General features: G+C 52.8%; 11 protein-coding genes and 1 pseudogene. 2 read left to right on the plus strand and 10 right to left on the minus strand.

Annotation, left to right across the window (positions count from 1 at the left end; translation table 11 throughout):
* Positions 1-211 precede the first annotated feature (211 nt).
* The 5 genes from JMJ16_RS09120 to JMJ16_RS09135 all read right to left on the minus strand — a co-directional run bounded on the left by JMJ16_RS09120 (position 212) and on the right by JMJ16_RS09135 (position 5,775).
* Positions 212-2,026 (minus strand): reverse transcriptase domain-containing protein, encoded by a 1,815-nt coding sequence (locus JMJ16_RS09120; RefSeq protein WP_201380504.1) that lies wholly within the window; start codon positions 2,024-2,026, stop codon positions 212-214.
* 578 nt (positions 2,027-2,604) lie between these two features.
* The gene (locus tag JMJ16_RS53880) at positions 2,605-2,907 is read right to left on the minus strand and encodes a transposase (RefSeq protein WP_236601323.1); all 303 of its coding nucleotides are present in this window, start codon (positions 2,905-2,907) and stop codon (positions 2,605-2,607) included.
* Positions 2,908-3,006: 99 nt separating this feature from the next.
* The gene (locus tag JMJ16_RS53885) at positions 3,007-3,330 is read right to left on the minus strand and encodes a transposase family protein (RefSeq protein WP_236601324.1); all 324 of its coding nucleotides are present in this window, start codon (positions 3,328-3,330) and stop codon (positions 3,007-3,009) included.
* Positions 3,331-3,969: 639 nt separating this feature from the next.
* Positions 3,970-4,866 (minus strand): SMP-30/gluconolactonase/LRE family protein, encoded by an 897-nt coding sequence (locus tag JMJ16_RS09130; RefSeq protein ID WP_201380506.1) that lies wholly within the window; start codon positions 4,864-4,866, stop codon positions 3,970-3,972.
* A gap of 72 nt (positions 4,867-4,938) precedes the next feature.
* Positions 4,939-5,775, minus strand: a complete 837-nt coding sequence (locus JMJ16_RS09135) for an AraC family transcriptional regulator (RefSeq protein WP_201380508.1) — start codon at positions 5,773-5,775, stop codon at positions 4,939-4,941.
* A 1,102-nt stretch (positions 5,776-6,877) separates the two neighbouring features.
* On the opposite strand from JMJ16_RS09135, the gene JMJ16_RS09140 reads away from it, so the two are divergent.
* Positions 6,878-7,504 carry a hypothetical protein gene (locus JMJ16_RS09140; RefSeq protein ID WP_201380510.1) on the plus strand — a complete coding sequence of 209 codons (627 nt, stop codon included), beginning with the start codon at positions 6,878-6,880 and terminating at the stop codon, positions 7,502-7,504.
* A 192-nt stretch (positions 7,505-7,696) separates the two neighbouring features.
* Here the strand turns inward: JMJ16_RS09140 and JMJ16_RS09145 are convergent, their stop codons facing one another.
* From JMJ16_RS09145 to JMJ16_RS09165, 5 genes and pseudogenes are all read right to left on the minus strand, one after another.
* Positions 7,697-8,665: a homoserine kinase gene (locus tag JMJ16_RS09145; RefSeq protein WP_201380512.1), complete on the minus strand. Its 969-nt coding sequence runs from the start codon at positions 8,663-8,665 to the stop codon at positions 7,697-7,699.
* 192 nt (positions 8,666-8,857) lie between these two features.
* Positions 8,858-8,989, minus strand: a pseudogene (locus JMJ16_RS56865) (MerR family DNA-binding transcriptional regulator); the annotation flags it as partial.
* Between the two features lie 106 nt (positions 8,990-9,095).
* Complete coding sequence (locus JMJ16_RS09155) at positions 9,096-9,710, minus strand: cation transporter (RefSeq protein ID WP_201380515.1); 615 nt, start codon at positions 9,708-9,710, stop codon at positions 9,096-9,098.
* Positions 9,711-10,033: 323 nt separating this feature from the next.
* Complete coding sequence (locus JMJ16_RS09160; RefSeq protein ID WP_201380517.1) at positions 10,034-10,663, minus strand: IS630 family transposase; 630 nt, start codon at positions 10,661-10,663, stop codon at positions 10,034-10,036.
* A 166-nt stretch (positions 10,664-10,829) separates the two neighbouring features.
* Complete coding sequence (locus tag JMJ16_RS09165) at positions 10,830-12,140, minus strand: MFS transporter (protein ID WP_201380519.1); 1,311 nt, start codon at positions 12,138-12,140, stop codon at positions 10,830-10,832.
* Positions 12,141-12,557: 417 nt separating this feature from the next.
* Here JMJ16_RS09165 and JMJ16_RS09170 point away from each other — a divergent pair, with 417 nt between their 5' ends.
* A complete protein-coding gene (locus JMJ16_RS09170) occupies positions 12,558-13,919 on the plus strand; it encodes an ISAs1 family transposase (RefSeq protein WP_201380521.1) in 1,362 nt (453 codons plus the stop codon).
* Positions 13,920-14,033: the final 114 nt, after the last annotated feature.

The raw sequence follows: 14,033 nt of genomic DNA on the forward strand, positions 1-14,033 counted from the left end.
GGGTCGGAGTGTGAGGGGGAGACGTCTGGGAATCCTGTGGCACGGAGGGGGCTAGCATCTCTGCCTGACAGCGGGACAGTAGAGGCTGGAGAGCATCTGTTAAGTTCTTGTGGGATGGGAAGCCGACGAGGTATCACAATGAAGTAACCCTTTTTCGACCTCCTTCCCCCAAACCCGGCGTGCTAATTTCTCGGCACCGGGCTTTCCAGCGTCATCTTTTACGCGAATTTGACATAGGCTTTCGTCTCATCGGTCTTCCATAGGTTACATCCTGGTGGCAGGTTGCGCAGAGCACCAGCGTTTTGCGTTTTCGTGCCGCCATGATTTTGACCCATGCCGGTTTTTCTCGTCCGTCATAGGCCGCCAGGTCTTTGAGTGCTCGAATATGATGCACCTCGATTCGCTCTGCGTCTCCTGTGGTTCCACAGTACTCGCAGGTGTCGGCAAGGAGCCGTTTTTCTAACTCTGATCGGCCTGGACCCAGGAACATCTGATGGTCTTTGAGCGGTGCCTTGATATCCCAGTGAAGCGAAATTCCACCCCATTGTGCGATGAGCGACTTCTTGTCCTTTCGTTCAATCGTGGTTTGAAGGACCTTAAAGGATTTCTTTTCCACACGGACCGTCGCCTGATATTTTCGGTAGACTTTTGGCACTGACACCTTGTGCTTCGTTGCCAGGGTTTTCGTCAACGACTTCTCCATGACTCCTTCCAGCGTCGTGAAACGATGGAGATTGTACGCTAAGCGGTAGTACTCTACCAGTCCACGGTATTCTGCCTGATACAGGGCAATGATGCTAAAGTCGCTGTCATTGATGAGTTCCGTGCGGTGGAGTACTTTCTGATTGTGGGATCGGTAGCGTTGACATTTGGCCTTGATGACCTCTTCAGGGATTCGTAATCCAATACCCCCATTCAGCGTTCTTCGATCTCGTCGATCTCGGTGGGTATCCTCTTGAAGGGTATGGATTTCGTAGTTGAGAAACCGCGCTGTTTCCGTCCTTGCATGGGTGATGAGCGTTTTAGCTTCTGAGAGTTCGAGCTTGAGTTCTTCTTTCAAAAAGATGCTCAATTGCTGTTTGATCTCTTCTGCCTCTTCTTTTGTCCCTACGAATCCTAAGAGGAAATCATCAGCGTACCTACAATACCGTAATCGCCGGTAATCAGGGTCTTGAGGATCAATTGAGGAGAGCTTCTGCCCCTGTTTCCTCACACCGTGGGCTTCTTCTTTTCGCCCTTTACGAGCCAGGTAAGAAGCTCGATGCATGAGTTTTTCGTAGGCTTTGTTGGCTTTCCTCTTGGTCCCTTTCGTGTACTGAGGGACGAGCACGTTTTCCACGAATTTGTCCAACTTGTCCAGGTACAGATTGGTCAGAATCGGGCTGACAATGGAACCCTGGGGGGTGCCGCTGTAGGTCTGATTCCATCGCCAATCTTCGAGGTATCCTGCTTTGAGGAGGCCGCTGATGAGGCGGAGAAACCGTTCGTCTTTGATGGTTTCTCGCAGGATCGAGAGCAGCAGGTCATGGGAAAGCGCGTCAAAGCACTTCGATATATCGCCCTCGATGAACCAAACGCTCCCCACCCAGTTGTGGTAGATTTCCCGTAGTGCGGTATGGCATCCTCGTTCTGGCCGGAACCCGTGGGAATGAGGGCTAAATTGAGGCTCTAGATAGGCATCTAGGAGGAGACGAATCACCTCTTGCACCAATTTATCTGACCAGGATTGAACGCCTAATGGGCGCTTGGCACCATTCTTCTTTGGGATGTAGACCCGTTTGGCCGGACTCCATCGGTAGCGTTCGTACCGGAGATCATCAATGATCTTTGCAATTTTGTCCCGCGCCATGCCATCTGCGGTTTCCTCCGTCGTTCCTTTGGTCATAGCCCCATCATTGCGATAGATGCGGCCGTAGGCCGTGAGGAACAAATCTGGGTTGTACAACAGTCGATACACGCGCTCCAGAGGCAACCGTTTCTTGCCCCGTTCACGTAAGAGTTGCAGGATTGTGCGGGTTTCACGCATCACGCGCCCCTTTCAACACTCAACTCGATGACACCTGCCCTGGACATCTTTGTCAAAGGATATCCTCTGGCCTGATTTCTCAGGCTGCCCCTTCGCCCTGCACATGGTTTTCCCATATTCCTTGACGGGTCGTGACTCCCGCGACTACTACGGGGGCTCCGAACGCATAGGACTCGCGTCCCGTAGCGTTTCCCGCATTCTCGCTTGTTAGACGTTCTAGCGCGCTTTAGGTGCCCTTTCGCCTCCTTCAATGGGATCATTTCCCATCGCTTCCCGAAGAGAGCGTTTCACTGGTCTGATGAACCCCAGTGTATTTCACATCCATCATGAACTGATGTGTATTTCGGGAACGTCGCAACAGGCGTTATCTACAACGACGAGCGTTCCTTACCGCCGCTGGCAGGCTAGGTTCGGCAATTCAGCTTCACCATAACGTGCAAGACACGCAGACCATGCCGTAAACGCCTTCGGGCATGTCTGCCTTTGTCACATGCTACTGTCCTCTTTGGGTTTCCCCTCTAAGTTAGTGACCGTCTTAGGGATCTTTGCTCTCAACCCCTCCTTTCTCAGAAAGGGATCTAACAAGCGCTTATGCGGCGCACACAGATGTGAAAACGGTCAGCGCATTGGATAGCTTGGGGAGCACTAAGTGTTGCTGCGGATGCATATTCGCCTCCTCGATCACGGCTCACTATCGTAATGTCCGGGTGGTGCCACATCCAGGCTGCGGCGGTTTCTACCCGTCGGTCTGGCAACAAATCGACCACACGGTGGCTCTCCAGGTTCACAAGGACTGTCCCGAAGCGGTAGCCGCGCCGAAAGGCAAACTCGTCAATGCCCAGATGAAAGACCGATCCACAGGGAGGGTCAGGCAAGTCCATGATGCGGCGCAAGATGGTCTGGCGAGAGGTTTGTATGCCTAAACGAGCAGCTAGCCTGACTCCTCCTTTGCCACAGGTAGAAAGCCCAATGGAAGTAATCTATTGGCAGAAGCGGATGGTTGTTCTGGCCCACGGTTTAACAAAGTCTGGGAGGCGCTCGGCAAACACTTTCCGTTCACAGTACAGGTTGCGACAGGTGAACTTGCGCACAGTGAGGAACAATTGGACCCGCTGGCCCGTGCAGGGCACATCACGTAGTGTGCGCTGGTAGCGGCAGTGGATCGAGGATGACGGCTCAGAACACAGTGGACAACATGATGTAGGAGTAGTAGAAGTGATCTGGATCACCAAGCCGTTTTCAGTGATCTGGATCTGTTCAATCTGCATTCCTTCTGGTAGAGCGAGCAGAGTAGCCCCTTCCATCACAACCTCGCTTTATGTGTGAAAGTTATCTTTCGCGGAGTATCATGGATAAAAATATATCATTGCATGTCAATATGCATTTTTTTATCCAAGGCAAGCGAGGACTAAGCCCCAAAAGTGGTCAAGAGCCCATAAACTTGCCGAAACGATCTTTAGAGGAAAAAACGTTAGCGTAAGGATAGAGGCCGTGTTGTCGCTCTTTCACATTGCGAAGAACGTTTTACACTTATTCGATGCATAGATCTCGTCATGCTTCAGTGGTCGCGTAGAACGTTCACGTAACGTTTAATGTTCTCATAAGAATAAGGCAATAACGAGAGATTTTAACGTCAAACGTCAACGTTTCTTTCGTTTTTTACCGTACGTTTTTGTCTCCAAAGAACAGAACGGGGAGATATGCGTCAGGAGAAGAAAATGGCGAGGATATGCGTCAGATTTTTTGAGGACCCTGTTTAAAATGGTTCTGTTTTGCAGACATGCACAGAGCCAACCTTCAGAAAGGAGACCATTGCATGTAAGGGGCAAACAGCTTGCCCCTTACATGCAATGGTCTCCATCTGCGCCGCTTCGACACGAGGACAGGCGAGAACTACATCCCATAGCTCTCGTTGGAACTGCCATTGGGCGGTCTGGCCTCTGTCACGGCCATCCTGCGCCGGGTGCCGGTGCCTGGCTGATTACCACTTCCCCAATTCTGGCCGCGGCCACTTCCTTAATCTTATCGACGCCGCGGAATTCAGTAGCCAACAGAAACAGGGTCTTGCCATCTGGGCCACCAAGCGTTACCGCGAAAATATCCTTGTCGTGTTCAATGCGTTGCAGTACTTCTCCGCCTTCGCGTATCCGTAAAACTGCCCCTTCTGGAGAGTCGGCACGATGAGTCACTGCCCGTATGTCGGCTGCCTGGACCCAGATGGCGCCTTCAGCATCCATTTTAATACCGTCTGGGCCAAGACCTTCTGCCCATACCCGCTGATTGGATAGACTGCCATCTGAGGCGATATCAAATGCAAGAAGCCGGCCCGTGAAGGATTCTGAGACGATCAGTGTTGAGTTATCAGGCGTTATCACCATGCCGTTGGGGAAAGAGAGATCATCCGCAACTTTCCGAGTTTTGCCATCCGGGGTGATTAAGGCAATAATACCTGATTTGGGTTGCTCCCCGGCAAGGAAGCCGAAGTTTATGCTATTAACGTAAATGTTACCCCGACCGTCTACAACAATTTCGTTCCAACCGAATTGAGAAATACTGCTCAGATCCGCATGGCGAACCATCGACCCATCCGGCTCCATGCGCATAAGCTCCTTCCCTGTGATCAAGAGACGGCCATCGGGTAACCAATCGATGGACCAACCAAAAGCAGGAGGAGCATGACGAGTGATGACTTCGCTTTTCCCATTGAGGTCTACGGCAACGATTTCACCCGTTCCCCAATGGGCAAACCATAATCGACCCTCATGCCAACGAGCCGATTCAGGCATGGCGAGCCCGGAGAGCAGGACTTTGGGTAAAGAATTGGACGATGTGTGCGACATCAGTGCCTCCTTTTTTAACTCTATCTCGTTGGAGTATACACTGGCAGCTTCTTGAATACTTGTAAAAAACCGTCATGCGAGATAAAAATATCCTGCTTGACCGTGATGAAAATCATCAGCGTTGTGGGACAGGTTTGTAGGCGTCATGCCTGCAAATGCCTTGATGTCACGAATAAAATGAGATTGATCATGGAAGCCTAGCGCATGTGCAACAGCTGTCAGTGCCTCAAATTGCCCGGTTTTCATGAGTCGTACTGCTTCGTTAAACCGCTTCACCCTGATATACAACTGAGGGGGAACGCCCACCGTTTGGCTGAATCTCCTTTCAAACTGGCGTTCTGAGATATTCAAGTGGTCCAGTAAGGATTTCACCTGAATGGCACCGATATGCTGGTGGATCAAACGGAGGCTTTCTTCCACTAACGTATCCCTCGGTTTCTCCTGCTTGATCTGAGCCACTAAAAAGCTCGTCAGTAAAGCGATTTGCTCCTGCTCGTTGGTGGCTTCAAGCAATTGCTCGGGAAGAGAGTGAGCTGAAAATTCATGCAGCTCCACCAACCTATGGGTCAGGGCTGATGCGTTGATGCCAAGGAGGGTTTGGAGGGCGTGAGGTTTAAAAATCACTTGTACTGTTGTATACGGCCCCTTTTTGTGGTTCATGACCCCTGGCTCGGTTGTTTGTCCGTAGATATAGACGGTGGGGATGGAGCCAGTGCTCCTGGAAGGAGTGATGATCGTTTCAACAGGAGACTGCCCGTTGTTCTGTTGTAAGACGATCCCTGGCATGCCATTTGGACTGACGGTGAGAGCGAATCCTTCCTCACCTGAATAGTGCGCGATCCGAAAGCACTCGACATCCCTTTTAAGAATGTCTGGGGCTGGGAGAAGGGTAAATTGAATGGAACGCATATAACTATTTCCTCCGTTGAGAACATACTCCATTTCTGGTCTAAAAACAAGGTGTTGACGCATTTGCTCGCCATATTGACGCAATTCCTCGCCTAGTTAAGGCGTGAAACGGGGATTCGGAGAAGAAATTTTGGTGTGCAGCTTTTTCAGGCAGGGTTATGAGTCAATTTGGAATTCGGCCAAAGATATGCGTCAGAAAAGTGAAGAACAAACTTTCAAATCAAGCTCAAAGAATTGGCGATTTTATACGTCAGAAGTGGTGATTTTATGATCTTTCTTACACTTAGCCGGTCTGTATCAACATCATCCATATGAGCATCCTCCTCGTGCTTGTAATCGTGTACCCACAGGATGCGCAACGAGATTTAACTCATAAGTAATTGGGCTTAAGAACATCCTTTATAGCCCTCCTGTTTTCATAAGGCAGAGGTATTACTGATCACTTGCTAAAAAAAAGACAAGAGCGTTAGAGCAGCCTGCAAAGCCACTTCATCCAACTGTACATCTCGTTGCGCATGCCGTGGGTGTAGGTTCGGGTAAGATGATTGGATCATCTCTCTGCTTGGTGCTTGCGTTCCCTCGTTTGGTGCAAGGAAACCCCGCGCCTAGAGATCAAGGAGAAATTGCTGTCTACGCAACCCATCCCCCTTACGGGGCCATTTTGAAATGGGAACGGAGAAACCCCTCTCCTTAGCCTGTACCTTGGAGGTAACGTTGGCCTCCCTTGCATTCCTCTTGTACCGCAGGTGTTTTATTGTACCTTCAGGCGCTGAGACCCGGTTGTTCTTGGTTGTGGGCCCCGCAGGCGCGTTCTTGTCCGCAGGTGGTGTTCGCATTCGTTGGTGCTCCAGCGGGTAGGATGGTATCCCCGGACACAATGAGTTGCGAGGGCGGTTTTGCAAGAGGATGTGTTTTCTGGATGCGTCTACGATGGAAGGTGGGGCACGTCCCAGACAGGAAAAGACACGTCTGAGACGGCTTGCGGAGCGAGTGTGAAGCGTAGGGGTGTGTGTATGTTCCACGCAAACGCGAGGTGGCAGCAGGAAACGTCCCCAGAGAAGCCAGGAATTGCCTGGAGCTGGTGACGGCGCAAGGAGCTGAGATGACTCCAAAGCACCAGGAAATCATAGATATGACCTTGCAGGCGATCCAGGCGCGCGAGCGGCAGTACCACCGGGCGCTCAGCATTCTTCCCGAGGAGCCTTTTCGAACTCAGAGTATTGAACACCTGCGTGCCAGTCTTCTGGGCCAGAAATTGCGCTGGATTGCGGAGTATGTTGAAGGCTACCCTGCGGCGGTCCAACCAGAGCGTCGAGAGCAGGAGTGGGGATGGCGCACGGTTGAGATCGTTGGAGGCATACGTGGGGAGGTCTTCCAGGTGTGCTCGGTCGTGTATGATTCACCGGATCGAAAGACCTGGTTCTTTCCAAAGGGATGCCAGCGCTCGGGAGTAGGGGGATTGCTGCATGCGGCGCTGCTGCAATTTTACCGCGAGCATTTGCCGCCAGACCAACTGGTGAGTGTCTCCGTGGCGGCGAAGGAGATTGGCATAGGACGACAGACGTTGCATGAGTGGATGACAACCGAAAGCGTTTGCTGGATCTACGAATCGGAGCGAGATGTGATTTGGTTAGATAGCCGCGAGGTGAGGCGCCTGTGGCGGAAAAAGCACGGTCTGCAAAATGCAGAGCCTGACATAGAAGGGCCTTGTTGTCCCCCACGAGAGTAGGACACGTCTTAGACGGCTTCCCATGCGGCTGCTGAGCATGAAAGTGGCATGAGGCCTGTGCAGAGAGAAGAGGGTGAGTTATGCGCTTGGTCACAACAGGGGTCCATTCGTTTTTCCCCCGCTAAATTACTCTAAAGCCTCCCGCTACGTAAGGTGTCACCTTACGTAGCGGGAGGCCTATTACCACTTGCTTTACTCGAACAGCGTTTTATAAAACGCTTCCCGTCCGATGGAGTTGAGTAGCTCAACTTTTCGTTGGCTGTTGAGATAATCCTCGTCGTCATGGATAAACCAAGCATACCCCATGAAATTGATCATCTTAAGCATGTCATAGAGGTGCTCTTTCTCCCGTTGCTCGAGCGTTCTGACGCTCTCATATGCTTCTAGCAGTGATCTGGATTGAGAGAAATCAATCTCGCCTTTGTCTGGCCAGGTCCACCAGTAAATCAAGCTTGCGACGTCATAGAGCAGGTAGGTGTAGCTCGATTGGTCGAAATCGAGGACAGCGCTAACAGGTCCATGCAAGTAGAGAAAGTTGGTTGGATTGCAGTCGCCATGACATGCTCCCTTTGGCAGGGCGTCAGGCAGTTGTAGCTTACAAAGTTCTCCTTTTAACCAATCCAGCCGTAACTGAGTATCAGTCGCGGTCTTTATTTTATGGGTATGAGCAGTGGCGTATGCAAGGCACGAAGCAGGATCATATTTGTCTCTCGCTTCAGCATGGCTTGGCTTATAGTCTCTCGTGATGGTATGGAGTTTGCCAATCACTCTTGCAGCTTCTTTAAAGTTGTCTTCATCGTTGTTATTGTGCTCGCCCTCAAGAAATGCAAAAAATGCGAAGGGTTTGTGATTGTACATCCCCATGTAACCGCCCTGGCCATTCTTGAGAGGTGCAGGACACGGATACGAATGCTTGGCTAAATACTGCAAAAGGTCGATCTCAAACAGTACATAGTTCACTGAACGCTTTTCGTAGTATCGAAAGGCGTATTTGCCCTTGGTCGTGACGACGAGAATGTTGGTCTGGTCGGCGCCTTGCTCAAACGGCTTGTGATCTTGATATTGGCCCAAGTTGTAGTCGGCAAGCAGGCGTATAAGCTCTTCTTTCGTAAAGGATGTTTTAGCTGTCATAGGGCTATTATATTTGATAATTTGGGCCACGTATCCATTGACCTTTTTGGACTGTTTCCTCGCGCATTTGTGAAGCAGGGCTTACCTGTATTTACAAAAACAGTGCGAAACAATCCGCCTCTGGAGCGGTTTCTCCAGAGCCTCTATGGTGAATTCCTACAATTCGCGCTGATTATCTCACATTCACCTTAAAATCGTTGCAGATTTCGCCTTATTTACTATGAGATCGGCCTGACAGAAGCTCCGATACCCATTTGCGCTGCGCGGAGCCTTCGGAAGCAAGCCAATGCTTTCGTAATACCGAATGGCCTTGGCGTTGATGCCTGAGCGCTGTGCCATCTGTCCAATGGTCAGCCGTTCTTGACCGTGCAATGTGTTTTCGTCCTGATGTGTGCGTTCTATCACTGTTCTCGCGGACCTCCTTTTCACTGGAAGTGTACACCTTCCAGCGATGGGAAGGTCAAGCCTTTGACCCCTCTTCCGCTTCCTTCATACTCCTTGACTCTTGGAGCGCGTGCATGGCTTCCCGAATACCGTAGTAAATGATGACGAGGGAAGCGAGCGGATCAGCCCACCACCAGCCAAAGAGCGCATTGAGCAGGAGTCCCAACAGGACAGCTCCAGCCAGGTATGCATCCACCAACGTTACCCGTCCTTCGGTGAGCAACACCTCATTCTGAAGTTTCTTCCCAGTGACCCGCTTGCCAAAGGCGAGCAGTAACATGGCGATGAAGGTAGCCGCAATCCAGATGATTCCTCCAACAGAGGTGGCCGGGTGGGCCCCGGTGAGAAACGTGACTAGCAGTTGGGCGACAATATAGATGACGAGCGCAATGAAGGCAATCCCGATGAGGCGAAGCGCCAGGCGTTCACGGTTCAGGTTGATCCCCTTGAGTTGCCAGACGACCACGACGGATGCAAAGATTTCAATGGGCGAGTCCAGGCCAAAGCCTGCCAGGGCAACAGACCGGGCGGCGTAGGCCGCGAGAACGACCAGGATGACGCCGACGACATTCCACCCCAGGGTCAGATATTCCAGCAGTAATCCTCGTTTGAGCAGAACAGTTTGACTCAAAAACAACCTCCAGTGTATAAATGAACTCCTCTTATTGTAGCTCATCTAGGACTGGAGGCGCTTTAGCCCTCTTTTTCGCTCACACACGATGACACATCGCGCGTCTGGGCATTATGTGACGTAGTATCTCAGCGTCACGCCTTGCAATTTACAGAATGTTGAAGGGAGAAATCAGATGAGAAGCGGTTTTACCAAATGCTGCATGGCAAATTCCTACAATTCACGCCGATTATTTCACGCTCACCCCAAAATTGTTGCGGATTTCGCCTCATTTACTAACCAGAAAGAACAGGTTAGCGGTGTCTTTGCGTTCGTACTCATAGTCAATCCGCTCGGGCACCCCTGGGGGCGACCGGCAGCGTGGGGCGTACATCGGCATGCAGCGCCACGGATTTCTCATCGAAACAGACGACCGGATGGGCTGGATCATACACTTGCTCATAGACGTCTAACACATCCTCCATCGCTGCCACAAACTCCCCGCTCACTTTGGGCAGGCACCAGTGTTCCTGTTGCCAGGGCTTGAGTTCATTTTTTTTGAGCAGGCGCTGGACCGTATCCAGAGAGATCGTCTCCACAAAGCCCAATTCAACGGCTTTGTCCGCGAGCAAGCGCACCGTCCAGTGATCATGTCCGTCGGGCGCTGGGCTACAGGCGACGGCGATCAGATGGGCCGTCTGCAATCCAGAGAGCGCACTGCGGCGGTGCTGCTGGACTTTATCGTGCAAGATCGCTCCCAGTCCGCCTTGCACGAAGCGCCGCCGCACGGACGTCTCGGTCGCTTGGCACACATCCAAAGCCTCTGCAATGGCGGCTGTGCTCCATCCGTCTGCTGATGTGAGCAGAATGCGGGCGCGGGTCACGGTCCGGGCGTTGGCTTTGCCTCGATGGATCATGGCATCCAAGGTTACCTGCTCTTCGCAGGTCAAACGCACCGTCGATGGGAATAGCATAGCAAGCCCTCCGTTTCTCGCAAGCGAGCTATCAGGAGGTTGGGCCACTGCACGAATCTCGCGCATTGCGCATGAACATCACGAATATCGAAAGCCTCATTTTCGATGTTCGCCTTGCTCTGGATGCGCCTGGGTGGTGGCCCGCCTTCCTGTCCATGTGGTTATGCTATTGAAGTTTTCTGAACTGGCGAGAGGCGTGCAGTCCCCCCACAAAGATGAGAACCCCAGCCCCGATATGAAGCAGGTTGGTCGCGTTCAGTTCGCCTGTGGGCAGATGGACGACGACCCCTTGCAGCAGTGTGCTGCTCACATACCCGCTGAGGAACGTGGCGAGGAATGATGAGAGGGTCGTGACGGTTCCCAGGGTGGAGAAGACGCGGCCCACCATCTGCTCTGGCGTGGCAAAGAGGACCAAGGGTCCAACCAGCACCTCGGCCTGCATCGTGGCGATGCCAATAAGCGTGAAACCCACCAGGTCGATGATCGCCTGATTCGGGACGGTTGAGACAATGATCATCACCCCAGCAAAGAGGAGGGCGCGAGCATAGACGCTGGTCGCTCCGACTTTGGCCGCCGCACGATCAACGAGCAAGGTCCCCACGATGCCCCCAATGGCTGGCACTGCGCTGAAGAGGCCAAACAGGCTCATGGGCACATGGATATTCTGGGTGATGTAGAAGAAGGCCAGGACGCTTACAATGCCCCATCCAAAGGAAAACAAGCTCTCGGTAAGCAGAAGAGTGCGGAGCTGGAGCTGGCCCCCGATGAAGCGCAACCCCTCGCGCAGTTCCGTCAAGACGGGCCACAGTGATGTGGGGTGGGCTGACGCACACCTTTCTGCCGCAGAGACGCGCATGCGCCCGATCAACACCCAGGAACAGGCATACGAGGCCGCATTCAAGGCAATCGCCCACCCGGCTCCCAGGGAGACGTAGCAGATGCCCGCACAGGCAGACCCGATGCCCCAGCTGAACACGCCGGCCCCGACGGTCAGCGCCGAAGCGCGGGTCAGCTGCTCTTGCGGGACTACCTCTTTGAGGATCGCCTTGGTCGCCGGAGTGAAGAACTGACTCAGAGCACTAACGGCTGCCACCACGAGATAGATGATGGTGAGCCTGAGAGCCAGTGGCAGCGGGAGCGGTCCACTGATCGGCAAAAGGGAGCACACCAGCACGGCCCGCAGCGCATCCATGAGGCGCATCGTCCGTTGTTTGGACCAGCGGTCCACAAACACGCCAGCGAATGGACCGATCAGCAGGGCCGGGAGCGCGGCGGCCAGCACCACGCCGCTGACAGCAAGGGGGGCCGCACTCTGATTCTGCAGCAGCGTCCCGACCCATAAGATGAGCATCATCGTGAACAGTATATCGCCAATCAGCGAGATCGTCCCACCAAGCCACAACAAGGTGTAGTTGCGATTGATGGGCAGTGCGAGCTTTGGCCGAGAGGACAGGCGTTTGGAAAAGCGAGGAAACATTAGGAATCCTTTCACACGCACACAGCGTTGAGATGCGAGATCGGTTCAAGCTTGTCTCAAGAGGGGGTGCGGTGCGAAAAAGAGGGGGGATAGGTCCCAACAGGGGAAACAATGGGGAGAGCTTGCCTCTCCGCTCACTCCTCGATTCGCGCCGCATGCGGCGCAAACACACCGGTAGAGTGAGCAAGGACGCGTATGAGGCAGGTCAGGAAGAGGTGAAGTGGTTTCATCATGGCTGCATCACGATCCTTGTTGGTAGCTGTTTGAAAAGATGCTTGAAGCTTAGCACAGAATGTTCCCATCTGTCAACTGTCATTGGCACAGAGGCAGGGCTTTCCATTTCTCATCAAAGAAGGTAAAAAAGAAGAGTTTTCCTTGTAGAATACAAAACCAAACCACTCCAAAGGAAAACTCTGCATGGACTATACCACATTGATGCTTTCACCACGAGCTGAACATGACCGAGAAACACTTCCTGTGAACTCGCTGTACCAGACCTTGCAAGCGCTCTCCGATCCAAGGCGCAGACAAGGGAGACGATACGAATTGGCATTGGTCCTCTCTCTGCTTGTGCTCGCGAAGCTCGCTGGGCAAAAGAGTTTGAGCGCGGCCACCGAGTGGGTCCGTCATCATCGAGGATCTTTGTCACAACGCTTTGGGCTTCGCTACCGGAAGATGCCCTGCCAGATGACCTATTGCAATGTCCTGGCCAGGGTCGATGGCAAGCAGCTCGACGAACTGCTCTCCGCCTTTTTCACGCGGTGGGAAGCCCAAGCGCGCTGTGGGAAGGAACCCAGTCGTCTCCTGACTCCAGGCATTCAGGTTGATCATTCGCAGGCTGCTGTTGATGGCAAAACCTTGCGAGCGACAAGTAAAGGGGCGCACCCGGTTCATCAACTGAGTTGTTATGAGGTGAAAACGGGGATCGTGCTGTGGCACTGCAATGTCGAGGACAAGGAAAATGAGATCAGTGCTCTCAAGCCCTTGTTGGCTCCCTCATGGGTCAGTGGTCGTATCCTCACCTTCGATGCCATACATACCCAGCGGGAACTGTGCGCCCAGATTCATCGCCTGGCAGGAGACTACATCCTGATTGCGAAGGGCAATCACCCAACGCTGCGAGAGGATCTGGTGGACTTCTTCGAAGACCCCTCCCCTGATCGACGGCGCTGGATGCAGGCAGAAACGTGGGACAAAGGGCATGGGCGATTGGAACATCGTCAGATCACCTCGAGTCCAGATCTCAATGACTGGTTGGGCAAGGACTGGGAAGGGATCGAGCAAGTCTTTCGGCTCCAGCGGACTACTCACATTCTTGCAGCAGGAAAGATCCGCCACGAGGTGGTGTATGGAATGAGTAGTCTCTCGATACGCCAGGCGCCGCCAGCGCGCCTGCTAGCGCTCATCAGAGACCATTGGGCCATTGAAAACCGCCTCCATTACGCCGGGATGTCGCCCTGGGTGAGGATGCGTGCCAAGTGCGCAAGGGGTCTACTCCTCACACCCTTGCGGTGCTCAACTCTTTTGTGCTCGCGCTCTTCGATTTTTGCCAGGTTTCCAACGCCAAACAGCAGATGCGACGCTTTGATGCTCAGCCTCTTCAAGCTGTGTCATTTATCATGTAAAATGTACTGTTCCTCAGAAAACTTGCCACACAGCCAAGCGCTCCCAGCGAATCGGCTTTCTCACATAATCTGGCGCGGCGCCGTAAGGAACCTTTTTTCCTTTTTCACTTCCCTTTTCCGTCAACTCTCACGACTCATTCGCCAAGATATCTGAGAGATGCGCCAAGAAATGCCTGAAAAGGTTGCATTTTCGGCTCATCTCAGCAGGTGGCAATGTGCCAACACTATCTATTCTGGGCTTCCCTCCACCAGAGAAGCCATGCTGTCT

This window comes from Ktedonobacter sp. SOSP1-52 (genome assembly GCF_016587395.1).

What these genes read in the sequence shown, in the direction of transcription:
- JMJ16_RS09120 (WP_201380504.1), bottom strand. Translation starts at nt 2,026, where the DNA reads ATGCGTGAAACCCGCACAATCCTGCAACTCTTACGTGAACGGGGCAAG.
- JMJ16_RS53880 (WP_236601323.1), bottom strand. Translation starts at nt 2,907, where the DNA reads ATGGACTTGCCTGACCCTCCCTGTGGATCGGTCTTTCATCTGGGCATT.
- JMJ16_RS53885 (WP_236601324.1), bottom strand. Translation starts at nt 3,330, where the DNA reads ATGGAAGGGGCTACTCTGCTCGCTCTACCAGAAGGAATGCAGATTGAA.
- JMJ16_RS09130 (WP_201380506.1), bottom strand. Translation starts at nt 4,866, where the DNA reads ATGTCGCACACATCGTCCAATTCTTTACCCAAAGTCCTGCTCTCCGGG.
- JMJ16_RS09135 (WP_201380508.1), bottom strand. Translation starts at nt 5,775, where the DNA reads ATGCGTTCCATTCAATTTACCCTTCTCCCAGCCCCAGACATTCTTAAA.
- JMJ16_RS09140 (WP_201380510.1), top strand. Translation starts at nt 6,878, where the DNA reads ATGACTCCAAAGCACCAGGAAATCATAGATATGACCTTGCAGGCGATC.
- JMJ16_RS09160 (WP_201380517.1), bottom strand. Translation starts at nt 10,663, where the DNA reads ATGCTATTCCCATCGACGGTGCGTTTGACCTGCGAAGAGCAGGTAACC.
- JMJ16_RS09165 (WP_201380519.1), bottom strand. Translation starts at nt 12,140, where the DNA reads ATGTTTCCTCGCTTTTCCAAACGCCTGTCCTCTCGGCCAAAGCTCGCA.
- JMJ16_RS09170 (WP_201380521.1), top strand. Translation starts at nt 12,558, where the DNA reads ATGGACTATACCACATTGATGCTTTCACCACGAGCTGAACATGACCGA.